We start from the raw sequence: 26,720 nt of genomic DNA, 5'->3' as shown, positions 1-26,720 counted from the left end.
CAAATCAGCACGCATACGGAGACCTTCCATGATCCAGACCCCCTACCTCCTGTTCCTCGGCGACGCACCTGACGCCCTGTCCGCAAAAGTCGCCCAAGGTATCAAGGACTGGCGTCCCGAAAACGCCGTGGGCCAGTTCCGCATGAAGGGCTGCGGCACCACCGTGGGGCTGACCGACATGACCTTGCAAGAGGGGCTGGACGCAGGCGCCAAAACGCTGGTGATCGGCGTGGCAAACCGGGGTGGCGTGATCTCGGCGGCCTGGACCAAGGTTCTCGTTGAGGCGTTGGAAATGGGCTACGACATCGCCTCCGGCCTGCACAATCTGCTGCGTGACGAGAACGAAATCCAGCGCGCGGCGAAGGTCCATGGCGGAACCCTGCATGACGTGCGCATCCCGTCTGTCGCCTATCCGATTGCCAACGGCGTCAAACGTACAGGTAAACGCTGCCTTGCGGTCGGCACCGATTGCTCGGTCGGCAAGATGTATACCGGTCTGTGCATGGATGCCGAGATGCTCAAGCGCGGGATGAAGTCCACTTTCCGCCCCACGGGCCAGACCGGCATTCTGATCACCGGCGGAGGCGTGCCGCTGGACGCGGTGATCGCGGACTTCATGGCGGGGGCAGTGGAGTATTTGACCCCCGACAATGACGACGACCACTGGGATCACATCGAGGGCCAAGGCTCGCTCTACCACGTGTCCTATTCCGGCGTTACCATGGCGCTGATCCATGGCGGTCAACCGGATGCGCTGGTGCTGTGCCACGAACCGACCCGCAAGCACATGCGCGGCTTGCCGGACTACCAGCAACCGTCGCTCGAAGAGTTGCGCGACACGGCGCTTCTGATGGCGCGGGTGGCAAATCCGGCCTGTCAGGTCACGGGAATTTCCATCAACACGCAGCACATGGCCGAGGACGAAGCCCGCGCCTACATCAAAGAGGTCGAGGACCGCATGGGCCTGCCCACCACCGACCCGTTCCGCTTCGGTGCGGAGCGTCTCGTGGATGCGCTCGAAGCACTTTAGGGGGATCGCGCCATGAGCATCACAGTCACCAAGGACGTGTTCCAACTGGCGGAGGTGTTCACCATCTCGCGCGGCTCCCGCACCGAGGCACAAGTCTTGACCGTCCGTGTGGAGCGCGACGGCGTGGTCGGGCAGGGCGAATGCGTCCCCTATGCCCGCTACGGCGAAACGCTGGATTCCGTGATAGCGGAAATCCTGTCATTGCCTTCCGGCATCACCCGCGCTGCCTTGCAAAGTGCATTGCCCGCAGGCGCGGCCCGTAATGCGGTCGACTGCGCTTTGTGGGATTGGGAAGCCAAGAAAAAAGGCGTCCGCGTTTGGGACATTCTGGGCCTGCCCGCACCCAAGCCGGAAATCACCGCATACACCTTGTCACTGGCCGAGCCGGACGCGATGGAGGCAAGCGCACGCAAGCACAGCCATCGTCCGCTGCTCAAAATCAAGCTCGGCACCCCCGACGACATGCCCCGCCTAGAAGCTGTGCGTCGTGGTGCGCCTGACACGCCGATCATCATCGACGCCAACGAGGGCTGGACGGCGGAGGTCTATTCCGACCTCGCCCCGCATCTGGTCCGCCTTGGGGTGAAGCTGGTCGAACAACCCTTGCCCGCAGGCAAAGACGACATGCTCGCCGAAATCGACCGCCCGCTGCCGGTCTGCGCCGACGAGGCCTGCCACGACCGCGCCTCGCTGCCGTCGCTCAAGGGCAAATACGATGTCATCAACATCAAGCTCGACAAAACCGGCGGCCTGACGGAAGCGCTCGCGTTGAAGGACGCGGGGTTGGCGCAAGGTTACGGCGTGATGGTCGGCTGCATGGTCGGCTCGTCGCTGGCGATGGCTCCGGCAACCATTCTGGCGCAAGGCGTGGCCTTCACCGACCTTGACGGCCCGCTGCTTCTGGCCGAAGACCGTGATACACCTTTGATTTTTGACGAGGCTGGCGTCCACGCGCCCAAGCCCGAGCTATGGGGATAACAAAATGAGCCGCATCGTTTACGTGAACGGAGACTACCTGCCGGAAGAAGAGGCCAAGGTCTCGGTCTTTGATCGCGGCTTCCTGTTTGCCGATGCAGTCTATGAGGTCACGTCGATCCTCGACGGCAAGATCATCGCCTTTGACGGCCACGCCAAACGCCTGAAACGCTCGCTGGACGAGCTGCAAATGCAGAACCCGATCTCGACCGAGGATCTGCTGGAGGTGCATCACCAACTGGTCAAGCGCAACGAGCTGACCGAGGGCATGATCTACCTGCAAATCTCGCGCGGCAATCCCGGCGACCGTGATTTTGCGTTCCCGTCCGAGGATGTGACGCCGACCATTGTGCTGTTCACGCAAACCGCCAACTTGCTGAACAACCCGAAGGTTGCGACCGGCATGAAGGTGATCTCCGTCGACGATCAACGCTGGGCGCGCCGCGACATCAAGACGACGCAGCTTCTGTTCCCGTCCATGGCCAAGATGATGGCCAAGGCGGCTGGCGTGGATGATGCGTGGATGGTCGAGGACGGCCACGTGACCGAGGGCAGCTCCAACAACGCCTATATCGTGAAAGACGGCAAGATCATCACCCGCAATCTGGGCCATGAAATCCTGCACGGCATCACCCGCGCGGCGGTGCTCGCCTATGCAGAAGCGGCGCAGATGCAGATTGAGGAGCGCCCGTTTACCATCGACGAGGCCAAGAAGGCGGACGAGGCGTTCATCACCTCGGCCTCAACGTTTGTCATGCCGGTTGTGGAAATTGACGGGGTCGCTTTGGGCGATGGCAAGCCCGGCAAGTCGTCGCTGCGGTTGCGCGAAATCTATCTGGAAGAAAGCCTGAAGCAGGCGGTCTAGTCGGATTTCTTGAGCGAGTGTTTCTTCTCGCTGCCGTCCCACCGCAGTATGGTCAGCAACTCCTGCCGGAACATTGCCGCGCGCCCCGAAAACCGCGACGGCGCGTTGGTCAGCTTCATATGCAGCGCGGCGGCCTGCGATGTCGTCAACGCCTTGTAATCCACCGGTCCGACGTTCCAGAACACAAGCCGGCTTTCGATGGAGCGCAGCAATTGCTCGTTCGGTGCGGCGCTCACCGGTGTTGCCAGCGCCAGCAAAGCAGCAACTAGCCCCGCCCGGATCATCGCCGTCCGAACAGCGTGTTGATCATGCTGTTTCCCAGAACGGCGCCGATATTGCCACGGATTTGCGAGGGGGATTTGTTGCTATGCAGCAGGTGGTTGATATGGACGACCTGCGCCCGCGTCAGGCTGTCTACGTCCACATCACCGAAGCCCCAGATGGGCAACTCCTGCTTCAGGTGCTCGCGCATGGGGGTCTGGTTGGCGGCGGCTGGCAGGGCAAGGGCGGCCAGAATGGCAATCAGGGCAAGGCGTTTCATGTCGGTCTCCTTCGGTTCAGTCTAGCACATAGGCGTGCCTTGGCCCAATTCACAATCAGGTGGCGTGCTTGTGTGATACTTCAAACGCCGCTTTCTGCGCGTCATTGGCTTCGGTCTGATACTTGTCGCGCCATTCGCCATATGGCATGCCGTAGAATTCCTCGCGCGCTTCGTCCTTGCTCATCTCGATGCCGCGCTCGGCGGCGGCTTCCTGATACCAGCGGCTCAGGCAGTTCCGGCAAAAGCCCGCAAGGTTCATCATGTCGATGTTCTGCACGTCCGTGCGCTTTTGCAGGTGGGCCTGCAAGGTGCGGAAGGCGGCGGCTTCCAGTTCCAGCTTGGTTTGGGCGTCCATGGTCATGACTCCTTCCTTGTGTTTCTTTGAGCGTGCTTTGCCCATAGATGAGGCCGCACGTCGCACAAGGCAAGTCGGATGCTAGGCGTTTTCCGGTGTGCTGGTTGGATTTGCGGTTACAATTCGGTGCGAAATACCCTTCAATAGGGCAAAGCGCCAGTTGCGGAACGGCGCGTATTAGGTCATATGATACCGCTAACATTGCCGACTGAGGGACAGTCATGAACAGAAGAATGCGCAAAGTGAAGATCGTGGCCACGCTTGGTCCGGCTTCCAATGATTACGACATGATCCGGGCCTTGTTCGAGGCGGGCGCGGATGTGTTTCGTCTGAATATGTCCCATGGTGACCACAGCGAAATCCGCGTGCGGCACCAGATTATCCGACAGATCGAGAAAGATCTGGGGCGCCCGATCTGCATTCTGGCCGACCTTCAAGGGCCGAAACTGCGCGTCGGCGTCTTCGCCAACGAGGAAGAAGAGCTAGAGGTCGGCGCACCCTTCCGGCTCGACCTTGACGACGCCAAGGGCGACGCGACCCGCGTGCAACTGCCCCATAAGGAGATTTTTGCGGCGCTGGAGCCGGGCTCCAGCCTGCTGGTCAATGATGGCAAGATCCGCCTGAAAGTAAAAGATTGCGGCGCGGATTACGCTAATTGCGAAGTTGTCGTGGGCGGCACGATCTCCAACCGCAAGGGCGTGAACGTACCGGACGTCGTATTGCCGCTTGCGGCACTGTCGGACAAGGACCGCAAGGATCTGGAGTTTGTCTGCCAACTGGGCGTGGACTGGCTGGCCCTGTCATTTGTGCAGCGTGCCGAGGACGTGCAGGAAGCCCGCGAACTGGCCGACGGCCGCGCCGCGATCCTGTCCAAGATCGAAAAGCCCGCTGCCGTGAAGGCGTTTGACGAAATTCTCGCCGTGTCCGACGGCATCATGGTCGCCCGTGGCGATCTTGGGGTGGAACTGCCGGTGCAGAATGTGCCGCCGATCCAGAAGCGCCTGATCCGTCATTGCCGTAAGGTCGCCAAGCCGGTGATCGTGGCCACGCAGATGCTCGAATCCATGATCGACAGCCCGATGCCCACGCGCGCCGAGGTCTCGGATGTAGCGACGGCAATTTATGAAGGCACCGACGCGATCATGTTGTCTGCCGAATCCGCTGCGGGCAGCTTCCCGATCGAGGCTGTCACCACAATGAACAACGTGGCGATCGAGGTGGAAAGCGACCCGAACTATCTCGACATCATCGCGGGGCAACGCGGTGGCCAGAAAACAACCGTGGCCGATGGCATCGTTGTCGCGGCCCGCGAGATTGCGGAGACCACCAACATCAAGGCGATCTGCTGCTTCACGCAATCGGGTACCACCGCGCTATTGGTGTCGCGGGAACGTCCGCATGTCCCGATCATCGCACTGACGCCGCTAGTCGGAACCGCGCGGCGGCTGGCGTTAAGCTGGGGGACGCATTGCGTCGTAACACCCGGCGAGGTGGAGCGGTTCAAGATGGCCGTGGTCGGCGCGGCGCGCGCTGCCCGTGACGATGGGTTTGCAACTGAAGACGACCAGATCGTCGTCACCGCCGGGGTGCCGTTCAACCAACCGGGCACGACCAATATCCTTCGCGTAGCTCCTTGCGCTGAAAGGTTGATTTATAGCGCCGACCCTGACTAAATCGCCGCATTCCTGCACTGGGAGGCGCATTTGGACAACGACCTGATTCTCGTGCTCGGCATCATCATTGGCGTGCTGACCATTCCGGCGATCCTGTCTGCGTTTCTCGACGGGAGCGCGCCGCGCGTGGCTACGGTTGCTGCGGTGATATCGGGCGGGATGATCATCTACGCGCTCTATAGCACGCCCGGCGGCTACGCCTTCGCCGACCTGCCCGAGGTTTTCACCAAGGTCGTCGCGCGGTTTGTGCGCTAATCCAGCCTCATAGCGCATTACTGGGCTTGCAATAGGCCTGCATTGGTCCTAGGACACGCGCTCAATCCCGCACGTCCGGCGAATGGCATGCCGAGTCGCGCGTAACACCACTCGTATCTTTGAGGAGATGGAAATGCCGAAGATGAAGACAAAATCAGGCGCCAAAAAGCGCTTTTCGATGACGGCCTCCGGCCGCGTCAAAGCAGGTCAGGCAGGCAAACGCCACGGCATGATCAAGCGCTCCAATAAGTTTATCCGCAACGCGCGCGGCACGACAATTCTCTGCGCAGCAGATGAGAAAATCGTGAAAAAATACATGCCATACGCGCGCTAAGGAGAATTTGATATGTCCAGAGTTACATCCGGCGTCGTAACGCACGCCCGCCACAAGAAAATCATCAAAGCCGCCAAAGGCTATCAAGGCCGTCGCAAGAACACCTTCCGCGTTGCCACGCAGGCGGTGGACAAGGCCAACCAATACGCGACCCGCGACCGCAAGAACCGCAAGCGCAACTTCCGCGCACTGTGGATCCAGCGGATCAATGCAGGCTGCCGCTCGCTTGACGAGACACTGACCTACTCCCGCTTCATCAACGGCCTGTCGCTGGCAGGTATCGAAGTGGACCGCAAGGTGCTGGCCGATCTGGCCGTCAACGAGCCGGAGGCATTCGCCGCTGTGGTCGAAAAAGCAAAAGCCGCGCTGGCCTAAAAAGACTGCCATCTGAGGGACAGATGCGCACGCCGCCTCGGGAAACCGGGGCGGCGTTTTTTGTTGGGTCGTAATCATGTGGGCTTGCATTCCGCCGCCCTCCACTTGCAATCGCGGCACGTGGCGGATAGCAGAACGGTAACACGAAAGCGGGGGCCGTCATGGACGATCTGAAAGCCAAATATCTCAGCCAAATCGCCGACGCATCGGATGAAGCGGCGCTGGAAGACTTGCGGGTCGCAGCCTTGGGCAAGAAGGGCGAGATCAGCCTGAAAATGCGCGAGTTGGGCAAGATGTCCCCCGAAGAGCGGCAGGTCGCCGGTCCCGCGCTGAACGCGCTGAAGGACGAGGTCAACTCCGCCCTTGCCGCCAAGAAAGCCGCCTTGGCCGATGCTGCGCTGGACGCGCGTTTGCGCACAGAATGGCTGGACGTGACGTTGCCGGGCCGCAACCGTCCCGCAGGCACGATCCACCCGATTTCTCAGGTGACGGAAGAGGTCTCCGCGATCTTCGCTGATCTGGGTTTCGCCGTGGCCGAAGGTCCGCAGGTCGAGGACGACTGGCACAATTTCGACGCGCTGAATATTCCCAGCCACCACCCCGCGCGGGGCGAGATGGACACGTTCTACATGCATCGCGACGAAGGCGACAATCGCCCGCCGCATGTGCTGCGCACGCACACATCGCCGGTGCAAATCCGTGCCATGCAGGCGCAGGGCGCGCCGATCCGCATCATTTGTCCGGGCCGTGTCTATCGTGCCGACTATGACCAGACCCATACGCCGATGTTCCATCAGGTCGAAGGCTTGGCGATCGACACCGACATTTCCATGGCGAACCTGAAATGGGTGTTGGAAGAATTCGTCAAAGCGTTCTTCGAAGTCGACGACGTGGAGTTGCGCTTCCGCGCCTCTCACTTCCCGTTTACCGAGCCATCTGCCGAAGTCGATATCCGCTGCTCGTGGGAGAACGGCGTGTTGAAAGTGGGCGAGGGCGACGACTGGCTGGAAATCCTCGGCTCCGGCATGGTGCATCCGAAGGTGCTGGAGGCCGGTGGCATTGACCCGACCAAGTATCAGGGCTTCGCGTTCGGCATGGGCATCGACCGCATCGCAATGCTGAAATACGGAATCCCCGACCTGCGCGCTTTCTTCGACAGCGACCTTCGCTGGCTGCGCCATTACGGCTTTGCGTCGCTGGACCAGCCGAACCTGGCGGGCGGTCTTAGCCGGTGAGATGATGCATGTCTGGGCGGCACTGCTGGACCTGCATTACGTCACGGCCTTCATCCTAGCAGCGCTCTATTACAGCCTGCGTGTTACGCGCGATTACCGCTTGCGCAAGCGATTGTATGAGGCGACCGCTGGGCTGGAGGTCGACGCGCTCTATGCGCAGTTCCGGCATGCCATGTGGATCGCGGGACTTTTCGCGGCCAAGCCGTTTCGCCCTGTCGTCCCGCACCGCAGGGCGGAAGTCGCTTTGGTGCTGGCAACCGTTCTGCGGGAGCGTATTCATCAGACTGCGGGAATGCCTCCACCGCGCAGCTATCTGCGCTCGCGCAGGCAACTTATTTGCGAGGCAAAGCGGTATGCGAAATCTCACCCCGAAAGCTGGCCGAAACCCAACTGACAGGCAATGTCGCAGGCTACGTCATAAAGCTCGAGCTCTTCCGCCCAATGAGTGCGCAATGCGGCCTCGGCCTGTGCGCTCAGTTTTGGCACTGGGACAGGAGCGGCGTGGGTTTTCGGCTTAGGCGGCATCTCGAAATCCGGCAGCCCAAGCCGCGTCATGATCGCGGGCAGGTGAGTGTCTAGGTCGGACAGGTCCACGCAAACGGCGATATTGTCCCGCTCCGTCATCAGGGTATCGACGCCGCCCAGATAATGCCGCAAGTCGCCTTTCAGGTGCTGGATCGCATCGAACGCGAACAGCGCGGCGGATTTTTCGCGGGGGCTGTCCGATGCAGGCGCCAGCGCCAGTTCCTCCGCCGTCTCGAACCACAAAAACGCGGTGGCTTCCTCGGCGCTCCATTGTGATTGGTAGGTCGGGCGGCCCTGCCGTTGCCGCGAATAGAACGCCGACGAGAACCGCGCCACCGGATCGCGCACCACGAAGGCCAGTTGCCGGTCAGCCCCGAACCGCTTGGCCGTGCCTTTTAGCGTGGCACCATGCCCAAGCAGATGCAGAGGGTGTGTCCAACGGGACTCGTTGTGTCTGAGGATAGAACGCAGATAGCTGCCGCCGGTCTTGCCGATATGCAGCATACATATTTGGGGATCAGCTGGGTTCATCCGCGACGCCTTTGCAAACGCTACGCCAGAACCCTATCGCCTTTCAGGTTTCGGGAAACTTAATTCAGAAACCCGCCGGGGCCGCAGACGACGCTAAGAAAGCCCGGACAGCCCAGATTGGTAAGATCAATGGTGTTTTTGTCAACGGTGTAAGGAGAGTTATTGAACGAAATAATCGCTACCCCAAACGCGATGGAGAGCGCGATCAGCGACGGCTTGAACACCGAAGACATGACGTCGAACAAAAAATGCATAATCTTTACCTCAAACACCGAGAATCGTTTTGTATGCCCCACTTGTGTCAAAACTGGCCCGAAAGTGTGGCGAGAATATGGCCTTCTCTTGCAATCCCCAACGCCTGTGGAGCCTTCTTCACTGCGCGGCGGCACTTTCACTTGCCTTATTGATGGGGTAGCAGGGGGCCAACCGGAGCTTATGGCTGCGACCTGCATATTTTGACGAAGGCGACTGCGATGAAATTCACCCTCTCCTGGCTCAAGGACCACCTCGATACCGAGGCCAGCCTTGACGATATTCTCTATGCTTTGACGGATCTTGGCCTTGAGGTTGAAGGCGTCGAAAACCCGTCCGAGCGTCTGTCCGCCTTTACCATCGGCTATGTGAACTCCGCCGAGAAGCATCCCGACGCCGACAAGCTGCGGGTGTGTCAGGTGCAGACCGACGAGGGCGAGTTGCAGATCATCTGCGGCGCGCCCAACGCGCGGGCGGGCATCAAGGTCGTGATTGCCAAGCCGGGCGTTTACGTGCCGGGGATCGACACCACCATCGGCGTCGGCAAAATCCGCGGCGTGGAAAGCTACGGCATGATGTGTTCCGAACGCGAGATGGAACTGTCGGAAGAGCATGACGGGATCATTGAACTGCCTTCGGGCGAGGTCGGGCAGAAGTTCACCGACTGGCTGGCGGAACACGACCCGTCCAAGGTCGACACGGTGATCGAGATTGCGATCACCCCGAACCGCCCCGATGCTTTGGGCGTGCGCGGCATCGCCCGCGATCTGGCAGCGCGGGGGCTTGGCACGTTGAAGGCCCGCGATGCGGACCCGGTCGAGGGCACCTTCCTGTGCCCGATCAACGTCACCATCGACGACACCGATGCCTGCCCCGTCTTCTATGGCCGCGTTATCAAGGGCGTGAAGAACGGCCCTAGCCCCGCTTGGTTGCAGGACATGCTGAAGGCCATCGGATTGCGCCCGATTTCTGCGCTGGTCGATATCACCAACTTCTTCACCTATGACCGCAACCGTCCGCTGCACGTCTTCGACGCGAACAAGGTGAAGGGCGATCTGCGGGTGCATTTGTCCGAAGGCGGCGAAAAGTTCGCGGCGCTGGATGACAAGGACTACACGCTTGAGGCGGGAATGACCGTGATTTCCGATGCGGATGGCATCGAAAGCCTCGGCGGCATTATGGGCGGACGCGAGTCCAGCTGCGACGAGACCACCACTGACGTGTTTCTTGAGGCCGCGTTTTTCGACCCGATCCGCACGGCGCATACGGGGCGCAAGTTGAAGATCAACTCCGACGCGCGGTACCGGTTCGAGCGCGGGATCGACCCCGAATGGACACCCGCTGGCATCGAACACGCGACCCGCATGATCCTTGATCTGTGCGGTGGGGAGGCATCCGAGGTCGTCGTGGCGGGCAAAATGCCCGACCATTCCCGCGCCTACAAGCTGGACACCGACCGCGTACAGTCGCTCGTGGGTATGGACATTCCGGCGGAGACACAGCGTGCCTCGTTGGAGGCGCTTGGCTTTGTGATGGATGGCGACATGGCGCAGGTGCCGTCATGGCGGCCCGACGTGATGGGGGAGGCTGATCTGGTCGAAGAGGTCGCCCGCATCGCGTCCCTGACCAAGCTGGAGGGCCGCCCGCTGGCCCGGGTCGATGCTGGCGTGCCGAAGCCGATCCTGACGCCCATGCAAAAGCGCGAACAGATCGCACGCCGCACCATTGCGGCGCTGGGGTATAACGAGTGCGTGCATTACTCCTTCATTGACGCTAAATCGGCCGAAATTTTCAGTGGTGGCACCGACGCGACGAAGCTGGAAAATCCGATCAGCTCGGAAATGTCGCATATGCGTCCCGCGCTGTTGCCCGGCCTGCTGCAAGCAGCGGCCCGCAATCAGGCGCGCGGATATAACGACATGGCGCTGTTCGAGGTCGGCCCCGCTTTCCACGGTGGCGAACCGGCGGAGCAGCACCTTTTGGCGTCCGGTCTGCTGATCGGCTACACCGGACCCAAGGACGTGCATGGCACCCGCCGTGCGGTGGATGTCTACGACGTGAAGGCCGATGCGGAGGCTGTCCTGTCCGCCATGGGCGCGCCCGCCAAGGTGCAAATCCTGCGCGGGGCCGATGACACGTGGCACCCGGGACGTCATGGTAAAATCTGCCTTGGCCCGAAAAAGTTGCTGGGCGTGTTCGGGGAGGTTCACCCGAAAATTCTGGCAGCCTTTGATATCAAAGGCCCGGCCATGGCGTTTACCTTGTGGCCCGCTGAAATCCCGTTCCCGAAGTCGAAAACCGCCACCCGCCCCGCGCTGAGCTTGCAGGATTTGCAGGCGGTGGAGCGGGACTACGCCTTCGTCGTAGATGCGCAGGTGGAGGCGCTGACGCTGGTCAACGCTGCCGCGGGGGCGGACAAGGCGCTGATCGAGGAAGTTCGCGTGTTCGACGAATTCATCGGCGGCAGTTTGGGCGAGGGGAAAAAGTCGCTCGCCATTACTGTGCGTATGCAGCCCACCGACAAAACCTTGAAGGACGAGGATATCGAGGCGGTCAGCGCCAAGATCGTCGAGAAGGTCTCCAAAGCGACAGGCGGTGTTTTGCGCGGATAGCAGACAACTAGAGAAGGACGAACGACATGACGCTGAAGGTTTACTTATCAGGTGAAATCCACACGGATTGGCGCGAGCAGATCATCGAAGGCTCCAAGGGCCTCGACGTCAGCTTTGACGCGCCGGTGACGGATCATGCTGCCTCGGACGATTGCGGGGTGGCTATTCTGGGGGCCGAGGACCAGAAATACTGGCACGACCACAAGGGCGCGATGATGAATGCGATCCGCACCCGCAAGGGCATCTCGGATGCCGATGTGGTGGTGGTGCGCTTTGGCGAGAAATACAAGCAGTGGAACGCCGCGTTTGATGCAGGCTTTGCCGCAGCACTTGGGAAGTCGCTGATCGTGGTGCATGGCGACGAGCACCAGCACCCGTTGAAGGAGGTCGATGCCGCCGCGTTGGCGGTGACGGATGATCCGGCGAAGGTTGCCGACATCCTGCGCTATGTGCTGACCGGCAAGCTGCCTGCGTGATGCACAAGCGCCAGCGCCGCGCGGCCCTGTTTCGGGCGGCGCGGTTGGCTGGTCTCGTTACTGTATCTTGCAAAGTGGCGGCGCCGCCGTTTGTGGTCGCGCTGGACAGGGTTCTTAATCCTGCACCTTTGAGGGGTTGATGGCCCCCGTTTACCGGTAATCAAAGGTAGCTCCCCTGGGTGCGGGAGCCCGATGACCTAATGCTGTCTAGACGAGGCGGGTTCTAGCCCGCCCCGGTTTACGCCGCCTTAACCCTGCGTGCGTTGCACTAGTCGCGGGCGGGCGTCACCAGCCCCACCTGCACGGCAGGGCGTTCCAGAAAGCGGTCCAGATAGGCCACAAGGTTCTTGTGATCGGCCCAGCCGACGACCTCCCGCGCCCCGTAGAAGTCCAGCGACCGCAGCCAAGGGGCGATGGCGATGTCGGCGATGGAGTAGTCGCCCGCGATCCATTCGCGCCCGTCCAGTTCCTTCTCCAGGACGGCCAGCAGACGCTTGGCCTCGTCGATGTAGCGTTGTTGCGGGCGTTTGTCGTCCCATTCGGAGCCTGCGAATTTGTAGAAGAACCCAAGCTGCCCCAGCATCGGCCCCAAGCCGCCCATCTGGAACATCAGCCACTGTGTGACACGCGCCTTTTCGGCTGCATTGCGTCCCGCCAGCTTGCCGGTCTTCTCCGCCAGATAAAGCAGGATCGCACCGCTTTCGAAAAGCCCCAAGGGCTGGCCGTCCGGCCCGTCGGGGTCAATGATGGCGGGGATCTTGTTGTTGGGGTTGAGCGACAGGAAGGCGTCGCTTTTCACATCTTCGTCGGACAGGGTGACCTTGTGCGCCTCATAGGGCAGGCCAAGCTCCTCCAGCGCGATGGAGATTTTCACGCCGTTGGGCGTCGGAAACGAATAGAGCTGCAACACGCCCGCATTCTGCGGCGGCCAGCGTTTGGTGATCGGGAAATCGGAGAGGTCGGTCATGGTTCATCCTTTGGGTGCTTTCCCCGTCAACCTAATGGAAACAATGCGCTAAAAAAGGGATGGTTTGGTGCGAAAAAATGCTATGCAATCAATCATAGGCGCACCAAACGTAAAAAATGCGTCGGAAAAAAACGGGGACAGATTGAACCATGCTTAACGAATTCAAGGACTTTATCGCCAAGGGCAATGTCATGGACATGGCCGTCGGTATCATCATCGGTGCGGCCTTTACCGCCATCGTCAGCTCGCTCGTGGCCGACCTGATCAACCCGGTTATCGGACTGATTATCGGCGGCATCGACTTCTCCAACATGTATATCGTGCTATCCGGCGACGTGCCCGAGGGTGCATCTTTGGAAGCCGCACGTGAATCAGGCGCTGCGGTGTTCGCCATCGGCTCGTTCATCATGGCGATCATCAACTTCCTGATCATCGCCTTCGTGGTGTTCATGCTGGTGCGCTACGTGAACAAGGTGAAAGCCATGGCCGAGAAGCCCGAGGAAGTGGCACCGGAAGTCGACTCCGGCCCGTCGGAACTGGACGTATTGCTGGAGATCCGCGACAGCCTCGCCAAGGCGAAATAGGCTTTGCCACGACAAGATCGAAAAGGCCCGCCGGATGTGGCGGGCCTTTTTGCGTTCAGACTTCGAGCGCCTGCTGAGGTGTGATCGCCTCGATGCCAAGCGCCTCGCCCACGGCGGCATAGGTCAGCTGGCCCGCATGGACGTTCAGCCCGTTCAGCAGGTTGACATCGTCCTTGCAGGCCTGCTTCCACCCCTTGTCCGCCAGCGCCAGCATATGCGGCATCGTCGCGTTGCCGAGCGCGATGGTGGACGTCCGCGCGACCGCGCCGGGCATGTTGGCAACGCAGTAATGCACGATGCCGTCGACCTCGTAGATCGGGTCTTGGTGGGTGGTGGCCTTCGATGTCTCGAAGCAGCCGCCCTGGTCGATGGCCACATCGACAAGCACCGAGCCGGGTTTCAGCAGTGAAAGCTGCTCGCGCGTGACCAGTTTGGGCGCGGCGGCACCGGGAACCAGAACGGCCCCCACCACCATATCCATGCGCGGCAGCAGTTCCTCCATTGCACCCTTGTCCGAGTATTGCGTGGTCAGGCGGCCCATGAACACATCATCCAGATAGGACAGGCGCGGGACCGAGCGGTCCAGCACGGTGACGTTCGCCCCCATCCCGACCGCAACGCGCGCCGCCGCCGTCCCGACGACCCCGCCGCCGATGATTGCCACATTGGCCGGCCGGACGCCCGGGACGCCGCCCATCAGCACGCCGCTGCCGCCATTGGCTTTCTGCAAGGCCCACGCACCGGCTTGCGGCGCAAGCCTGCCCGCGACCTCCGACATTGGGGCCAGCAGCGGCAAGCCGCCTTTCGCGTCGGTCACGGTCTCGTAGGCGATGCAGGTCGCGCCGGAGGCCAGCAGNGCCGCCGCCGTCCCGACGACCCCGCCGCCGATGATTGCCACATTGGCCGGCCGGACGCCCGGGACGCCGCCCATCAGCACGCCGCTGCCGCCATTGGCTTTCTGCAAGGCCCACGCACCGGCTTGCGGCGCAAGCCTGCCCGCGACCTCCGACATTGGGGCCAGCAGCGGCAAGCCGCCTTTCGCGTCGGTCACGGTCTCGTAGGCGATGCAGGTCGCGCCGGAGGCCAGCAGGTCCTTGGTTTGCTCTGGATCGGGGGCAAGGTGCAGGTATGTGAACAGCACCTGACCCTCGCGCAGCATTTTGCGCTCCGTGCGCTGCGGTTCCTTCACCTTCACGATCATATCGGCCTTGGCGAAGACGTCCTCCGCCGTCGTCGCGATCTGCGCGCCGGCGTCGGTATAGGCGTCGTCGTCGAAGCCCGCGCCGATGCCAGCGCCCGTTTCCACGAGCACATCATGGCCATGCGCCACCGCCTCACGCGCGGCGTTGGGCGTCACGCCGACGCGGAATTCCTGTGGTTTGATTTCTTTTGGGCATCCAATTAGCACGGTAGTCTCCTCCTCTTTGGTGACATAGTTTAGCCAGTTCCCCCGTGCAGGTGTCTGCGAATTGTCCCTTGCACCAAGAGGGTGATGCACGTTTTATGCGATTTTTGCCCCTTGGAAGGGAGAAATCTTCGCAATGCTGCCATATGACGACACGGACGCCCGCATCCTGCGCGTTCTTCAGAAATCGGGCCGCATGTCGAATGCGGAATTGTCGGAGAAGGTGCATCTGTCGGCCTCGGCCTGTCACCGCCGGGTGCAGCGGCTGGAGAAAGAGGGCATCATCCGCGACTATGTCGCCATGCTCGACGCCCGCAAGGTCGGACGCCCCACAACGGTGTTTGTCGAAATCACCCTTCGCGGCCAGACCGACGAGGTGCTGGACGCGTTCGAGCGCGAGGTGGCGAAAATACCGGAGGTGCTGGAGTGCCACCTGATGGCAGGCACGGCGGATTACCTGTTGAAGGTCGTCGCCGAGGACACCGAAGGCTTCGCCGCCATCCACCGCCGCTCGCTTGCGCGACTGCCCGGAGTGGCGCAGATGCAGTCCAGCTTTGCTCTGCGCACCGTGTTCAAGACGACGGCTCTGCCGGTGTGAAAAATCCTCCAAGAGGATTTTTGTCCAGACTTTCCTCGAAAGTCTGACTAGCCCAGCAAATACTGCACCGCGAACAATGTGGCGGCCCCGCCCAGCATCGCACCGACCACGCCTTTGGTGCGATACCCGATCGCCACGGTGACCATAGCCGCCAGCAGGCGGGCGGGGTCAGGGATGCCTCCGGTTGCCGCCGGAAAGACCACCAGCGGCGCCACCAGTCCGGGCAGGATCGCGACGGAGGTGTAGCGCAGGTGGCGCAACACCCATGGCGGCATCGGGCGAGAACCGATCAGGCCAATGAACGAGAAGCGAATGAGGAAAGTGCCGAGGCCAAGCGCCGCGATGATCCACCAGACTGTTGTGTCGGAATAGGTCATGCCATCCGCCTTTCGACTTCCGCGCCGACCATCATGGCGATGAGGGCTGCAACCAGCAGGCCCAAGTTAAGCGGGATGAAGCCCAGCACCAGCGCCAACACCACGGACGTTACCGCCGCCGCGATATGGGCTACCGTGCGCAGGGCAGGGGCGACCATGGCGAGGAAGGCGATGGGCAGGGCGAAGTCCAGCCCGTATTCCGGCGGAATTTGCCCGCCCAAGGCCGCGCCCACCCAAGTGAACCCGATCCACAGCGGGATAAGTGGCAGGGAGCATCCAACGAAAAACGCGGTGCGCTGGGCGGTGGTCTGGTCAGGGTTCTCTTCGAAGTCGAGGATCGCAAGGTTGTAGGTCTGGTCCACCAGAACGTAGCTGAGAACGGCCCGTTTCCACAAAGGCTGGTCACCCAGATAGGGCGTGATCGCCGCCGAATACATCGCCATGCGCAGGTTCACCGCCAAGGCCGACGCGATGATCACCAGCACCGGCGCGTTGTCGATCATGAACTGCAAGGCCGTGAACTGCGACGCACCCGCGATGACCAGCACGGTGAAGCCCATGACCTGCGCCAGCGGCAGCCCGGCCTCGGTCGCGGCGACGCCGAACAGCATGGCGAAGGGGACAACCACGATGATGAACGGCAGGCCGGCCAAAACACCGCGCCACAGGGCGGATTTGGAGGTGGAAGGGGACATGCTCTGCCTCTAGGGTTGCGATTGCAACGGTCCTAATGTGCCTAAGGAGCAGGTTCAAATGGCAAATGGTGATACACCGGATCAAGGCTGGCTTCTGGCCCCCGATCCCGACCGCGCGGGGCTGACGCGCGCCGTTACAGGAACGGACCACGAGGGTCGCGAGACCGAGATCCGCGTGGTTGAGGAACGGCCCCTGACCATCTACCTCAACGCTCGCGAGATCGTCACCGCGATGACAATCGGGGACTACCCCGAATATCTGGCGCTTGGGTTCCTGCGCAATCAGGGAATGATCGGGCCGCAAGATGAGGTCACCGGCATCGACTACGACGACGAGATTGCCACCGTGGTGGTACGCACTGCCGTTGTAACCGACCATGAGGAGAAGCTCGCGAAGAAAACCCGTACCTCGGGCTGCGCTGTGGGCACGGTGTTTGGCGACATGATGGAGGGGCTGGAGGGGCTGACTCTGCCTGACGCCCGCGTGCAGACCTCGGACCTCTATGCGCTGGCGAAGGCGATCAACACTGCCCCGTCGCTGTATCTGACCGCAGGGGCGATCCATGGCACGGTGTTATGCCAAGGCGACCGTCCGCTGGTCTATATGGAGGACGTGGGTCGCCATAACGCCGTCGACAAGGTCGCTGGCTGGATGGCGCTGGAGGGGGCATCCGCCGCCGACAAGGTGCTGTACACCACGGGGCGGCTGACCTCGGAGATGGTGATCAAGACCGCGCTGATGGGGATTCCGGTGCTGGTGTCGCGCTCCGGCTTCACCGCTTGGGGCGTGGAGATAGCGCAGCAGGTCGGGCTGACCCTGATCGGTCGTATGCGCGGGCAGCGGTTCGTTTGCCTGTCGGGGGCGGAGCGGCTGGTCTGGGACGCGGACCTGTCCAAAGTGGCGGAAGAGCCGAAGAAATCGCGACGGAAGGGGGCGGCATGAAGCAACCGGCAGGGGTCATTCTGGCGGGCGGCCAGTCGCGGCGCATGGGCGGCGGCGACAAGGGGTTGCTGGTCTTGGGCGGCGAGACGTTGCTGGCGCGGGTTATCGCGCGGCTGGAGCCTCAGGTGGCGGAAGTGGCGTTGAACGCCAATGGCGACGTGGCGCGGTTCGAGGGGTTCGGCCTGCCCGTCGTGGCCGACAGCGTGGCGGAATACCCCGGCCCGCTTGCCGGGGTTCTGGCGGGCATGGACTGGGCCGCGACGCGGGGGCATAGCCATATCGTGACCGCCGCGGCTGACACGCCGTTTTTCCCCTGCGATCTGGTGCCGCGCCTGATGCTGGCCGCCGAGAACGCGCCGATTGCCCTTGCCGCGACACCGGACCCCGAGCGCGGTATGGCGCGGCATCCCACCTTCGGTTTGTGGCCCGTGGATCTGCGCGACGACCTGCGGGCGGCTCTGGCGGACGGTGTACGCAAGGTGGTGGCATGGACGGACAAACACGGCACCGCCATGGCGGAGTTTCCCGCCACGCCGTTCGATCCGTTTTTCAACGTCAACACGCCGGAAGACATGGCACGGGCGGAGGCATTGCTATGAAGGTGTTTGGTGTCACTGGCTGGAAGAACTCCGGCAAGACCGGATTGATGGAGCGGCTGGTCTCAGAGATCACGGGGCGCGGGCTCACCGTATCGACGCTCAAGCACGCGCACCATTCGTTCGACGTGGATCACGAGGGCAAGGACAGCCATCGGCACCGCATGGCCGGCGCGTCGCAGGTGATCCTGTCGTCGCGTAATCGCTGGGCGTTGATGACGGAGTTGCGCGGGGCGGAGGAGGCCTCGCTGGAGGAGTTGTTGGGCAAGCTGGATCCTGTCGATCTGGTGTTGATAGAAGGCTACAAGCGTGAGGGACATGACAAGATCGAAGCCCACCGTGCGGCGACGGGCCAGCCACTGATCGCGCCGGGGGATGAGACGATCGTGGCAGTGGCATCGGATTCCGCGCCGGAGGTCTCGGTGCCGGTTCTGCATCTCGATGACACGAGCGCCATCGCCGATTTCATACTGGCCCGCGTCGGGCTGTGAGCCTGTTCGACACGCATATCGCGGTGGACTGGTCTGGCGGGAACGACCGTGGGACCAAGCCGAAAGCGGACGCGATCTGGGTCTGTGTCGCTGGGGAGGAGCCGGTTTATCTGCGCAACCGGCAGGTGGCGGAGGACTGGCTTGCCGCGCGGTTGGCTGCCGAAGTAGGCAATCGCGTTTGCGTCGGGTTCGACTTTCCGTTCGGCTATCCTTCGGGCTTTGCCAAGCACCTGACGGGCGTCGAGGACGCCTTGGGGGGGCTATGGGAGTGGTTAGAAGCGCGGGTGCAGGACGCGCCCAACGCGAACAACCGGTTCGATCTGGCGGGGGCCATCAATGCGGGGCTGGACGGCGTCGGGCCGTTCTGGGGGAATGGCCGCCCCAACCATGATGTGGACCACCTGCCACGCAAGGGGCTTGCGCGAACCAACGCGCAGTTTGCGGAGAAGCGTGCGGTGGAGCATCTCGCCAAGGGCAGCTTCTCGTGCTGGCAGTTGTCGGGCGCGGGGTCCGTGGGCTCGCAGGTCATCATGGGACTGCCGGTGCTGGCCCGCCTGCGCCGGAAGTTCGGCGCCAAGGTCTGGCCGTTTGAGGCGTTGGACAGCGGCGTGGCATTCGTGGAAATCTGGCCCTCGTTGCTGGCGAAGAGCTTTCCGGGCGATGCGATCAAGGATGCTGGGCAAGTTCGGGCGGTGGCAAATGCAATGGCTGTGATGGATGCCAACGGCACGCTGGGGCAGGCCTTGGCGGCGGGCGAAGGGTCTGGCGCGGAAGGCTGGATCTTGGGCGTCGGGGCGGAACAGATATTGGAGGACGCGATGCGACCGCAGGAATTACCAAGACCACCAAAGATGCGTGACGACTGCTTCGCGCTGCCCGCAGGGGTGGACTGGACGCCGGTGGACGAGGCTCTGGCGCGGCTGGAAGCGGCGGTGAGCCGCGTCGTCGGCGTGGAGCAGGTGGCGCACATGCAGGCGGTTGGCCGCGTGGTGGCGGAGCCAGTGGTGGCGCGGCGGTCGAACCCGCCCGCGCCGAACTCGGCGGTGGACGGCTACGGTTTCGCGCATGACGCGACGGGCGAGGGCGATCAGGTGTTGCCGCTGCTCGCGGGCCGCGCGGCGGCGGGGGCGGCGTATGAGGACGCAGTGCCGCGTGGTGCGGCGTTGCGGATACTTACAGGGGCGGTCCTGCCTGAAGGCGTGGATACGGTCGTGCTGGAGGAGGATTGCAGCGTCACCGACACGCATGTGGCGTTTCGCGGGCCGGTAAGGCCTCGCGCCAACACCCGCAAGGCGGGGGAGGATGTGGTCGCTGGCGGGCAGGTGTTTGACTCGGGCCATGTGCTGCGCGCACAGGACGCGGCACTGTTGGCGGCGCTTGGTGTCGATAGCGTGCCAGTGTTCGAGCGGTTGCGTGTAGGCGTTCTTTCGACCGGCGACGAGTTGGTGGAGCCTGCGCAAGATGCTCCGCCCGACCGGACTTACGACGCCAACCGCCCGATGCTGTTGCAGATGGCGACCGCTTGGGGGTTCGAGGCGGTGGATTTGGGCCATGTTGGTGACGACCGCGCGGCGCTGAAGGCGCTGCTGGATGAGGGGGCTGCGCGGTGTGACGTGATCCTGACCTCCGGCGGGGCGTCGGCGGGGGACGAGGACCACGTCTCGGCCCTGTTGCGCGAACAGGGGAACTTGCAGGCGTGGCGGATTGCGTTGAAGCCGGGGCGGCCCTTGGCGCTGGCCTTGTGGCAGGGTGTGCCGGTGTTCGGGCTGCCGGGTAATCCAGTGGCGGCGTTCGTTTGCGCGCTGGTCTTCGCGCGGCCTGCCTGCCTTAAGCTGGCGGGGGCGGCGTTCGCCGAGCCTCAAGCGTTTATGGTTCCGGCGGCGTTCGAGAAACGCAAGAAGCCCGGCAGGCGCGAGTATCTGCGTGCCCGCATGGGGCCGGACGGTGTGGAGGTGTTCGCCTCCGAAGGGTCGGGGCGCATCTCTGGCCTGAGTTGGTCGGACGGGTTGGTGGAGCTGCCCGACGGTGCGGCGGAGATCGGGCGCGGTGATCCGGTCCGCTACCTGCCCTATGGCAGCTTTGGGCTGTAATGCAGGTCGTGCATGGCTTTGACGAGACGCAGCGCGAGCGTGTCGCGCGGCTGTTCTGGGGCGCATTTTCCGGCAAGCTGGGGTCTGTTCTGGGGCCGGAGGAGCGGGCGTTGCGGTTTATCACCAGCGTGCTGCAACCGCAGTTTGCGATCTGCGCCGCCGAGGGCGATCGGCTGCTTGGCGTTGCGGGCTTCAAGACTGCCGAGGGCGGTCTGGTGGGCGGGGAACTTTCCGACCTGACGCCGCTTTATGGCCGGTTTGGCGGGCTGTGGCGTGGGCTGCTTCTGGATCAGCTGGAACGCGACCTGGCCGACGGGCAATTGCTGATGGACGGCATTTTCGTGGATGAGGCCGCGCGCGGTAAAGGGGTGGGGACTGCTCTGCTTGATGCAATCGTCAAACATGCGAGTGATGGAGGGTTTCACGAAGTTCGGCTCGATGTGATCGACAGCAATCCGCGCGCGCGGGCGCTGTATGAACGGCAGGGGTTCGAGCCGCGTGGCCAGGTCGATGCGTGGCCGTTGCACCGGATTTTCGGGTTTCGCAAAGCCACGACGATGGTCTACCGGATAGAGCAACAGGTGCTTGGCCGAGCGACCCTCCGGGGGGAATATTTACCGCCAAGATGAAGCAGAAGGGCGCGCGTTAACCTTAATGGTGGGTTAATCGAACGTGCCGGTGACACGGCCCAGCAGCATGAAGCAGCGTGCGGTGCGGGTGTCGGCCAGCTTGGTGATGTCCTGATCGCTGGCCCCTTCGGCGAAGCGGGCGAAGGTTTTGTCGAACTGGCGCAGGAAGTGGTGGACGGCGTCGCGGAATACCGCGTCGGAGCGCATCCGGCCCGAGGCCAGCGCCAGAGAGGAGCGGTCATGTACGCCGCCGATCCCTGCGACCGCTGCGCCGCGCTCGCCCTTGGCGAATTGACGCCACAGCTCGGGGCGGGAGCGGTCGGGGGTCAGGTCATCCATATAGATGCCGTCCTGGCTGAGCAGGGTCAGCACGTCTTGCGACGCCCGCACCAGTTTGGAGCTTTCGTGATCGGCCAAGGCACGGCGCAACTGGCGGAACCCCTCCATGTCGTTTTCATCTTCGGGGAAGTCCAACGCGCCGATAAAATCGTCGACTGATAGCGGCGGCGACATCGCCTCGGACGGGGTGCCGAGAGCCAGCGCGGGCTGGCTGTCGGCGCTGACGCCCGGTTTGACCAAGGCGGGTTGCGCAGGGGATTGCGCGACGACTGCCTGACGGGACGTGGCAAACGTGGCGACGGCGTTTTGTGTCTGGCGGGTAGCGGAGGCGATTTCGTCCAGCTTGCGCTCCACCGCCGGTTTGATGCCCATGCCGGAGGTTTGCGCCTGCGCGACGTAGGCTTGCCGCATAGCGTCGATGGCCGATTGCAGGCGCGTGGCTTCTTCGCGCATGACGCGGGCGGTTTTGACCACGGTGGCCCCGATCCAGATCAGCGCGATGGGCAGGAAAATAGCCAGCATGGCGACGACGAAGGTGCCGCGGGAGGTTTCCTCCTCGGGGGCGAGAGCGAAGAAATAGATCAACACCGCGATCAGCCAGAGGGCAGACAGGGCGATGGCGATGATATCCGCCGCCGCCAACCCGCGGTCGGGGCGGGAGTAGATACCCAGCTCCATGGGTTTGTCCGTCATGATCTCAGGCTGTTGGTCTGCCATGTCCCGTGCCTTTGCCCTCAGGCGTATTTGATTTCCAGAATCTCGTAATCCTTGGCACCGCCGGGGGTTTTGACCTCGACGCTGTCGCCTTCTTCCTTGCCGATCAGGGCGCGGGCCAGCGGTGACGCGATGTTGAGCAGGCCGTTATGGATGTCGGCCTCCTGCTCGCCCACGATCTGATAGGTTTTCTCTTCCTCGGTGTCCTCGTCCACCAGCTTGACGGTCGCGCCGAACTTGATCGGGCCGGACAGCTTGGAGGGGTCGATGACCTGCGCCAAGCCGATCATGCCTTCGATTTCCTTGATGCGGCCCTCGATGAAGGACTGCTTTTCCTTGGCGGAGTGGTATTCGGCGTTTTCCGACAGGTCGCCATGCTCGCGGGCCTCGGCAATGGCCTTGATGATGGCGGGGCGTTCCACCACCTTGAGGTTTTTCAGCTCGTCGTCGAGCGCTTTGAACCCCTTGGGGGTCATCGGTATCTTTTCCATAGTCTCACTTACCCGTTGCGCGGCGCGTTCCCCGCACCCTTTATTCACTTCACCCGCGCCGCTGTCCATTTGCAAGCGGTTGTGGCGGCGGGGGATCGCCTATTTCGCGGCTACCATTGCTTGCTTACGCCGACCTCGGCACGGCCAGTGATGGCAATTCCCGTCTGTGGCTTGGCTTCCGGCTCCGGCGTGCTTGGGTCGCCGTCGATGCCGCAGGCGGCCAGTATGGCCAGCGTTGCCAGTGCGATTGCGTATCTCATGCCAGCTTCTCCTTCCAGAGCGCGACTTGCGCGCGCACGTTGTCGGGGGCCGTGCCGCCATAGCTGGTGCGGCTGGCGACCGAGTTATGGACCCCCAGCACGTCGAACACGTCACGGGTGATCTTGGCGTGCACGCCGGTCATGTCTGCAAGGCTGAGGTCGGGCAGGTCGCAGCCCTTGTCCTCGGCCAGCTTCACCAGCGCACCTGTCACATGATGGGCCTCGCGGAACGGCATATCAAGGGTGCGCACCAGCCAGTCGGCCAGATCGGTCGCGGTGGAGAAGCCCGACGCGGCGGCTTTTTCCAACTGTGGTGTGTTGGCAGTCATGTCCGCGACCATGCCGGTCATCGCGGCCAGCGCCAGCATCAGGCTGTCCGCGGCGTCAAAGGTCTGTTCCTTGTCTTCCTGCATGTCCTTGGAATAGGCCAGCGGCAGGCCCTTCATCACGATCATCAGCGCGGTATTGGCCCCGTAGATGCGGCCGATCTTGGCGCGGATCAGCTCGGCCGCGTCGGGGTTCTTCTTTTGCGGCATGATCGAGGAGCCCGTGGAGAAGCGGTCGCTCAGGGTGACGAAGCGGAATTGTGCGGAGGACCAGATCACCAGCTCCTCGGACAGGCGCGACAGGTGCATGGCGCAGATGGAGGCCGCATTCAGGAAATCCAGCACGAAATCGCGGTCGGACACCGCGTCGAGCGAGTTTGCCGACGGGCGGTCGAAGCCAAGCGCCTCGGCCGTCATATGGCGGTCTATGTCGAAAGAGGTGCCCGCCAGCGCCGCCGCGCCCAAAGGCGATTCGTTCATGCGGGTGCGGGCGTCGGTGAAGCGGGAGACATCGCGTCCCAACATCTCGACATAGGCCAGCATGTGGTGGCCCCATGTTACAGGTTGCGCGGTTTGCAGGTGGGTGAAACCGGGCATCACCCAATCGGCACCGGCCTCTGCCTGCGCCAGGAGCGCGTTTTGCAGCGCCCGGATTCCGTCGATGGCTGCGTCTACCTGATCACGCACCCACAGGCGGAAATCCAGCGCCACCTGGTCATTGCGGGACCGTCCGGTGTGCAAACGACCCGCAGGTTCGCCTATGACTTCGCGCAGGCGGGCCTCCACATTCATGTGAATGTCTTCCAGGGCGGCGGAAAACTCGAAATTTCCCCCCTCGATCTCTGACAAGACCGTGAGGAGGCCTTCCCTGATCGCGTCCGCATCGTTACCCGTAATGATGCCTTTGGCGCCGAGCATGGCGGCATGGGCGCGGGAGCCCTCGATGTCTTGGCGGGCGAACCGCTGGTCATATCCGATGGAGGCGTTGATAGCCTCCATGATGGCGTCTGGACCGGCGGCGAAGCGCCCGCCCCACATGGCGTTGGATGCGTCTTTTTTCTGGTCGGTCATGGGACTGGCTCTTTGGAGTAATGAAATGCGGTTTATGAAGCTCTTGGTGCTATACGCGGCGCTGGCGGCGGGTGCAAACCCTGCGACCGCCGACACGGGCGCGTTGATGGCGCTGGCGCAGGGCGATCTGGCCAAACTGACGATCCATGCAGAGCCGCGTGCGATGCCTGATACCACCGTGACGGATGCGTCCGGTGGCCCGGTTACCCTTGCGGATTATCGTGGCAAGCATGTGCTGTTGAACTTCTGGGCCTTGTGGTGCGCACCCTGCGTCAAGGAAATGCCGGCGCTCGACCGGTTGGACGGGGCATTGGGTGGCAGTGATTTCGAGGTCGTGACCATCACCACAGGGCGCAACGCGCGGCCAGCGGTGGACAAGTTCTTCGTCAAGAAAGAGATCAAGAACCTGCCAAAGCTGTTCGACCCGAAAATGGCGCTGATGCAGGCGGTCGGTGGCAGCAGCCTGCCGCTGACGATCCTGATCGACCCCGAAGGCCGCGAGGTCGCGCGTATGAGGGGGGAGGCGGAGTGGGATAGCCCCGCCGCCCTTGACCTGATCCGCGGCTGGACGGGCGGCAGTTGAAGCCACGCCCTTCCGCTTCATTGCTTCAAAAATATTCCCGCCGGAGGCTCCGACCGTTGGTCAGCCCTTGGCCTTGATCTTTTGCAAAAGCGGCATCAGCGAGCCCATATCCGGTCCGTGATCCATCCCCGTCAGCGCCTTGCGCAGCGGCATGAACAGCCCGCGCCCCTTGCGGCCGGTGGCCTCTTTGACGGCAGCGGTCCAGTCCGACCAACTGCTTTCCGTGTAGGGGCCGTCAGGCAGTAGTGCCAAGGCCTCGGCCACGAAATCCTTGTCCTCGTCGTCGATCACCGGATCGGCGCCGTTCATGCACAGATCCCACCAGCCTGCGATGTCCTTGCGGGTGGTGATGTTTTCGCGGGCGACGGTCCAGAATGCCTCCTGCTGCTCCGCCGGAATCTGCAATGCGTCCAGATCGGCTTTGACCTCGCCCACGCTTTGGGCGTGCAGATAGCGGGCGGTCAGCGGGTAGAGGTCCTGCACGTCGAACTTGGTCGGCGCGGAGCCGAAGTTGTTCAGATCGAACCCTTCGATCAGCTCGTCCATTGAGGTGCGCAACTCGATCGGGTCGGAGGAGCCGAGACGCGCCATAAGCGACAGCAGCGCCATCGGCTCGACCCCCGACGCGCGCAGGTCGCGCAGGGACAGGGTGCCGAGGCGTTTGGACAGGGCCTCGCCCTGCGGGCCGGTCAACAGGGAATGGTGCGCGAAGCTGGGGACAGTGCCGCCGAGTGCTTCGATGATCTGGATTTGCGTCGCGGTGTTGGTCACGTGGTCAGAGCCGCGCACAACATGGGTGACGCCCATTTCGGTGTCGTCGACCACAGAGGCCAGCGTATAGAGCACCTGCCCGTCGCCCCGGATCAGCACGGGGTCGGACACCGACGCCGCGTCGATGGAGATGTCGCCAAGAATGCCGTCTTTCCATTCAATGCGTTCCTGATCCAGCTTGAAGCGCCAGACGCCATCGCCACGTTCGGCGCGCAGCGCGGCTTTCTCGTCCTCGGACAGGTTCAGCGCCGCGCGGTCATAGACAGGCGGGTTGCCCATGTTCAGCTGCTTCTTGCGCTTCAGATCCAGCTCGGTCGGGGTCTCGAACGCCTCGTAGAAACGGCCTTTCTCGCGAAGGTCGTCAGCGGCGGCCATATAGCGGTCGAGGCGTGACGATTGCGTCTCCACGCGGTCCCATTCGATGCCAAGCCATTCCAGATCGACCTTGATCGCATCCGCATATTCCTGCGTCGAACGCACCGGGTCGGTGTCGTCAAGGCGCAGGATGAACTGCCCGCCCGCCTTGCGTGCGATCAGGTAGTTGAACAGCGCGGTGCGCAGGTTGCCGACATGGATATAGCCGGTAGGCGACGGGGCGAAGCGGGTGACGGTCATTGAACTGGTCCTTTTCGGGTTGCCGTTCGTGAACCACAACGGCCCGCATTTGTCCATATCTGCACGCGCTCACTCCCTATTGATTGGCGTCGGGCTTCGAAGCACTATCTGATTGACCCAATGCCACCCAACAGAGGAGTT

Annotated in this window: 33 protein-coding genes and 1 pseudogene; 19 read left to right on the top strand and 15 right to left on the bottom strand. The window is 62.7% G+C overall.

Features of this window, described 5'->3' with window-relative positions; genetic code table 11:
• Nucleotides 1–28 precede the first annotated feature (28 nt).
• The 3 genes from dgcN to THALAR_RS14395 are packed head-to-tail and all read left to right on the top strand — an operon-like array spanning nucleotide 29 to nucleotide 2,870.
• Nucleotides 29–1,030 carry an N-acetyltransferase DgcN gene (dgcN, locus tag THALAR_RS14405; RefSeq protein WP_021102319.1) on the top strand — a complete coding sequence of 334 codons (1,002 nt, stop codon included), beginning with the start codon at nucleotides 29–31 and terminating at the stop codon, nucleotides 1,028–1,030.
• A gap of 12 nt (nucleotides 1,031–1,042) precedes the next feature.
• Nucleotides 1,043–2,008: an N-acetyl-D-Glu racemase DgcA gene (dgcA, locus tag THALAR_RS14400; RefSeq protein ID WP_021102318.1), complete on the top strand. Its 966-nt coding sequence runs from the start codon at nucleotides 1,043–1,045 to the stop codon at nucleotides 2,006–2,008.
• 4 nt (nucleotides 2,009–2,012) lie between these two features.
• Nucleotides 2,013–2,870 carry a D-amino-acid transaminase gene (locus THALAR_RS14395; RefSeq protein WP_021102317.1) on the top strand — a complete coding sequence of 286 codons (858 nt, stop codon included), beginning with the start codon at nucleotides 2,013–2,015 and terminating at the stop codon, nucleotides 2,868–2,870.
• Here the strand turns inward: THALAR_RS14395 and THALAR_RS14390 are convergent.
• The 3 genes from THALAR_RS14390 to THALAR_RS14380 are packed head-to-tail and all read right to left on the bottom strand — an operon-like array spanning nucleotide 2,867 to nucleotide 3,766.
• On the bottom strand, nucleotides 2,867–3,106 hold the full coding sequence (locus tag THALAR_RS14390) for a hypothetical protein (RefSeq protein WP_154666809.1): 240 nt from the start codon (nucleotides 3,104–3,106) through the stop codon (nucleotides 2,867–2,869). The two genes, THALAR_RS14395 and THALAR_RS14390, sit on opposite strands and share 4 nt — an antisense overlap.
• A 44-nt stretch (nucleotides 3,107–3,150) precedes the next feature.
• Complete coding sequence (locus THALAR_RS14385; RefSeq protein ID WP_021102315.1) at nucleotides 3,151–3,411, bottom strand: hypothetical protein; 261 nt, start codon at nucleotides 3,409–3,411, stop codon at nucleotides 3,151–3,153.
• A 55-nt stretch (nucleotides 3,412–3,466) separates the two neighbouring features.
• Nucleotides 3,467–3,766: a DUF1244 domain-containing protein gene (locus THALAR_RS14380; RefSeq protein ID WP_021102314.1), complete on the bottom strand. Its 300-nt coding sequence runs from the start codon at nucleotides 3,764–3,766 to the stop codon at nucleotides 3,467–3,469.
• 221 nt (nucleotides 3,767–3,987) lie between these two features.
• On the opposite strand from THALAR_RS14380, the gene pyk reads away from it, so the two are divergent.
• The 6 genes from pyk to THALAR_RS14350 all read left to right on the top strand — a co-directional run bounded on the left by pyk (nucleotide 3,988) and on the right by THALAR_RS14350 (nucleotide 8,032).
• Complete coding sequence (pyk, locus tag THALAR_RS14375; RefSeq protein WP_021102313.1) at nucleotides 3,988–5,439, top strand: pyruvate kinase; 1,452 nt, start codon at nucleotides 3,988–3,990, stop codon at nucleotides 5,437–5,439.
• Nucleotides 5,440–5,469: 30 nt separating this feature from the next.
• On the top strand, nucleotides 5,470–5,694 hold the full coding sequence (locus THALAR_RS14370; protein WP_021102312.1) for a hypothetical protein: 225 nt from the start codon (nucleotides 5,470–5,472) through the stop codon (nucleotides 5,692–5,694).
• Between the two features lie 133 nt (nucleotides 5,695–5,827).
• Nucleotides 5,828–6,028, top strand: a complete 201-nt coding sequence (gene rpmI / locus THALAR_RS14365) for a 50S ribosomal protein L35 (RefSeq protein WP_021102311.1) — start codon at nucleotides 5,828–5,830, stop codon at nucleotides 6,026–6,028.
• Nucleotides 6,029–6,040: 12 nt separating this feature from the next.
• A complete protein-coding gene (gene rplT, locus THALAR_RS14360) occupies nucleotides 6,041–6,403 on the top strand; it encodes a 50S ribosomal protein L20 (protein ID WP_021102310.1) in 363 nt (120 codons plus the stop codon).
• A gap of 161 nt (nucleotides 6,404–6,564) precedes the next feature.
• Nucleotides 6,565–7,638 carry a phenylalanine--tRNA ligase subunit alpha gene (gene pheS, locus THALAR_RS14355; protein WP_021102309.1) on the top strand — a complete coding sequence of 358 codons (1,074 nt, stop codon included), beginning with the start codon at nucleotides 6,565–6,567 and terminating at the stop codon, nucleotides 7,636–7,638.
• A gap of 1 nt (nucleotide 7,639) precedes the next feature.
• Nucleotides 7,640–8,032 carry a hypothetical protein gene (locus THALAR_RS14350; protein WP_021102308.1) on the top strand — a complete coding sequence of 131 codons (393 nt, stop codon included), beginning with the start codon at nucleotides 7,640–7,642 and terminating at the stop codon, nucleotides 8,030–8,032.
• Here THALAR_RS14350 and THALAR_RS14345 read toward each other — a convergent pair.
• Nucleotides 8,002–8,694 carry a sulfotransferase family 2 domain-containing protein gene (locus THALAR_RS14345; protein ID WP_154666808.1) on the bottom strand — a complete coding sequence of 231 codons (693 nt, stop codon included), beginning with the start codon at nucleotides 8,692–8,694 and terminating at the stop codon, nucleotides 8,002–8,004. The genes THALAR_RS14350 and THALAR_RS14345 overlap by 31 nt on opposite strands.
• A gap of 59 nt (nucleotides 8,695–8,753) precedes the next feature.
• Nucleotides 8,754–9,089 carry a hypothetical protein gene (locus THALAR_RS18710; protein WP_211264806.1) on the bottom strand — a complete coding sequence of 112 codons (336 nt, stop codon included), beginning with the start codon at nucleotides 9,087–9,089 and terminating at the stop codon, nucleotides 8,754–8,756.
• A gap of 78 nt (nucleotides 9,090–9,167) precedes the next feature.
• Here THALAR_RS18710 and pheT point away from each other — a divergent pair, with 78 nt between their 5' ends.
• Entirely contained in the window at nucleotides 9,168–11,558 is a 2,391-nt protein-coding gene (gene pheT / locus THALAR_RS14335; RefSeq protein ID WP_021102305.1) for a phenylalanine--tRNA ligase subunit beta, read from the top strand.
• A gap of 26 nt (nucleotides 11,559–11,584) precedes the next feature.
• Nucleotides 11,585–12,034: a YtoQ family protein gene (locus tag THALAR_RS14330; protein ID WP_021102304.1), complete on the top strand. Its 450-nt coding sequence runs from the start codon at nucleotides 11,585–11,587 to the stop codon at nucleotides 12,032–12,034.
• Nucleotides 12,035–12,302: 268 nt separating this feature from the next.
• Here THALAR_RS14330 and THALAR_RS14325 read toward each other — a convergent pair whose 3' ends face one another.
• On the bottom strand, nucleotides 12,303–13,001 hold the full coding sequence (locus THALAR_RS14325) for a glutathione S-transferase family protein (RefSeq protein ID WP_021102303.1): 699 nt from the start codon (nucleotides 12,999–13,001) through the stop codon (nucleotides 12,303–12,305).
• 149 nt (nucleotides 13,002–13,150) lie between these two features.
• Here THALAR_RS14325 and mscL point away from each other — a divergent pair, with 149 nt between their 5' ends.
• Nucleotides 13,151–13,585 (top strand): large conductance mechanosensitive channel protein MscL, encoded by a 435-nt coding sequence (gene mscL, locus THALAR_RS14320; RefSeq protein WP_021102302.1) that lies wholly within the window; start codon nucleotides 13,151–13,153, stop codon nucleotides 13,583–13,585.
• A 55-nt stretch (nucleotides 13,586–13,640) separates the two neighbouring features.
• On the opposite strand, the gene THALAR_RS14315 is transcribed toward mscL, so the two are convergent.
• Together THALAR_RS14315 and THALAR_RS19065 are read right to left on the bottom strand one after the other, a co-directional pair.
• Complete coding sequence (locus tag THALAR_RS14315) at nucleotides 13,641–14,597, bottom strand: alanine dehydrogenase (protein WP_456085432.1); 957 nt, start codon at nucleotides 14,595–14,597, stop codon at nucleotides 13,641–13,643.
• A pseudogene (locus THALAR_RS19065) lies at nucleotides 14,595–14,993 on the bottom strand (alanine dehydrogenase); the annotation flags it as partial. The pseudogene THALAR_RS19065 and the gene THALAR_RS14315, both read right to left, overlap by 3 nt.
• Nucleotides 14,994–15,129: 136 nt before the next feature.
• On the opposite strand from THALAR_RS19065, the gene THALAR_RS14310 reads away from it, so the two are divergent.
• Nucleotides 15,130–15,588, top strand: a complete 459-nt coding sequence (locus THALAR_RS14310; RefSeq protein ID WP_154666830.1) for an Lrp/AsnC family transcriptional regulator — start codon at nucleotides 15,130–15,132, stop codon at nucleotides 15,586–15,588.
• 47 nt (nucleotides 15,589–15,635) lie between these two features.
• Here THALAR_RS14310 and THALAR_RS14305 read toward each other — a convergent pair whose 3' ends face one another.
• Together THALAR_RS14305 and THALAR_RS14300 are read right to left on the bottom strand one after the other, a co-directional pair.
• Nucleotides 15,636–15,965, bottom strand: a complete 330-nt coding sequence (locus tag THALAR_RS14305) for an AzlD domain-containing protein (RefSeq protein WP_021102299.1) — start codon at nucleotides 15,963–15,965, stop codon at nucleotides 15,636–15,638.
• Nucleotides 15,962–16,660: an AzlC family ABC transporter permease gene (locus THALAR_RS14300; RefSeq protein WP_021102298.1), complete on the bottom strand. Its 699-nt coding sequence runs from the start codon at nucleotides 16,658–16,660 to the stop codon at nucleotides 15,962–15,964. Before THALAR_RS14300 ends, THALAR_RS14305 begins: the two co-directional genes overlap by 4 nt.
• Before the next feature lie 58 nt (nucleotides 16,661–16,718).
• On the opposite strand from THALAR_RS14300, the gene fdhD reads away from it, so the two are divergent.
• Genes fdhD through THALAR_RS14275 form a run of 5 tightly spaced genes read left to right on the top strand, consistent with a single transcriptional unit; the run spans nucleotide 16,719 to nucleotide 21,409 of the window.
• Complete coding sequence (gene fdhD, locus THALAR_RS14295) at nucleotides 16,719–17,603, top strand: formate dehydrogenase accessory sulfurtransferase FdhD (protein ID WP_021102297.1); 885 nt, start codon at nucleotides 16,719–16,721, stop codon at nucleotides 17,601–17,603.
• Nucleotides 17,600–18,202 (top strand): molybdenum cofactor guanylyltransferase MobA, encoded by a 603-nt coding sequence (mobA, locus tag THALAR_RS14290; RefSeq protein ID WP_021102296.1) that lies wholly within the window; start codon nucleotides 17,600–17,602, stop codon nucleotides 18,200–18,202. Before fdhD ends, mobA begins: the two co-directional genes overlap by 4 nt.
• Nucleotides 18,199–18,690, top strand: a complete 492-nt coding sequence (gene mobB, locus THALAR_RS14285; protein WP_021102295.1) for a molybdopterin-guanine dinucleotide biosynthesis protein B — start codon at nucleotides 18,199–18,201, stop codon at nucleotides 18,688–18,690. Before mobA ends, mobB begins: the two co-directional genes overlap by 4 nt.
• On the top strand, nucleotides 18,687–20,780 hold the full coding sequence (locus THALAR_RS14280) for a molybdopterin-binding protein (RefSeq protein ID WP_021102294.1): 2,094 nt from the start codon (nucleotides 18,687–18,689) through the stop codon (nucleotides 20,778–20,780). Before mobB ends, THALAR_RS14280 begins: the two co-directional genes overlap by 4 nt.
• On the top strand, nucleotides 20,780–21,409 hold the full coding sequence (locus THALAR_RS14275) for a GNAT family N-acetyltransferase (protein WP_021102293.1): 630 nt from the start codon (nucleotides 20,780–20,782) through the stop codon (nucleotides 21,407–21,409). The genes THALAR_RS14280 and THALAR_RS14275 overlap by 1 nt, the downstream gene beginning before the upstream one ends.
• Before the next feature lie 33 nt (nucleotides 21,410–21,442).
• Here the strand turns inward: THALAR_RS14275 and THALAR_RS14270 are convergent, their stop codons facing one another.
• From THALAR_RS14270 to argH, 4 genes are all read right to left on the bottom strand, one after another.
• Nucleotides 21,443–22,441 (bottom strand): hypothetical protein, encoded by a 999-nt coding sequence (locus tag THALAR_RS14270; RefSeq protein WP_245622443.1) that lies wholly within the window; start codon nucleotides 22,439–22,441, stop codon nucleotides 21,443–21,445.
• Nucleotides 22,442–22,482: 41 nt separating this feature from the next.
• Complete coding sequence (gene greA / locus THALAR_RS14265; protein WP_021102291.1) at nucleotides 22,483–22,953, bottom strand: transcription elongation factor GreA; 471 nt, start codon at nucleotides 22,951–22,953, stop codon at nucleotides 22,483–22,485.
• A 110-nt stretch (nucleotides 22,954–23,063) separates the two neighbouring features.
• Nucleotides 23,064–23,213: a hypothetical protein gene (locus THALAR_RS14260; protein WP_021102290.1), complete on the bottom strand. Its 150-nt coding sequence runs from the start codon at nucleotides 23,211–23,213 to the stop codon at nucleotides 23,064–23,066.
• On the bottom strand, nucleotides 23,210–24,610 hold the full coding sequence (gene argH, locus THALAR_RS14255; RefSeq protein ID WP_021102289.1) for an argininosuccinate lyase: 1,401 nt from the start codon (nucleotides 24,608–24,610) through the stop codon (nucleotides 23,210–23,212). Before argH ends, THALAR_RS14260 begins: the two co-directional genes overlap by 4 nt.
• Nucleotides 24,611–24,635: 25 nt before the next feature.
• Between argH and THALAR_RS14250 the strand changes: the two genes are divergently transcribed.
• Nucleotides 24,636–25,193: a TlpA disulfide reductase family protein gene (locus THALAR_RS14250; protein WP_040818875.1), complete on the top strand. Its 558-nt coding sequence runs from the start codon at nucleotides 24,636–24,638 to the stop codon at nucleotides 25,191–25,193.
• Between the two features lie 60 nt (nucleotides 25,194–25,253).
• Here THALAR_RS14250 and gltX read toward each other — a convergent pair whose 3' ends face one another.
• Nucleotides 25,254–26,579, bottom strand: coding sequence for a glutamate--tRNA ligase (gltX, locus tag THALAR_RS14245; protein WP_021102287.1), 1,326 nt, complete (start codon nucleotides 26,577–26,579; stop codon nucleotides 25,254–25,256).
• Between the last annotated feature and the right edge of the window lie 141 nt (nucleotides 26,580–26,720).

The sequence above is a fragment of the Litoreibacter arenae DSM 19593 genome (genome assembly GCF_000442275.2).
Lineage (GTDB): Bacteria > Pseudomonadota > Alphaproteobacteria > Rhodobacterales > Rhodobacteraceae > Litoreibacter > Litoreibacter arenae.
The sequence above is the reverse complement of the archived record's forward strand: the minus strand, read 5'-3'. Positions and strand labels throughout refer to the sequence as shown.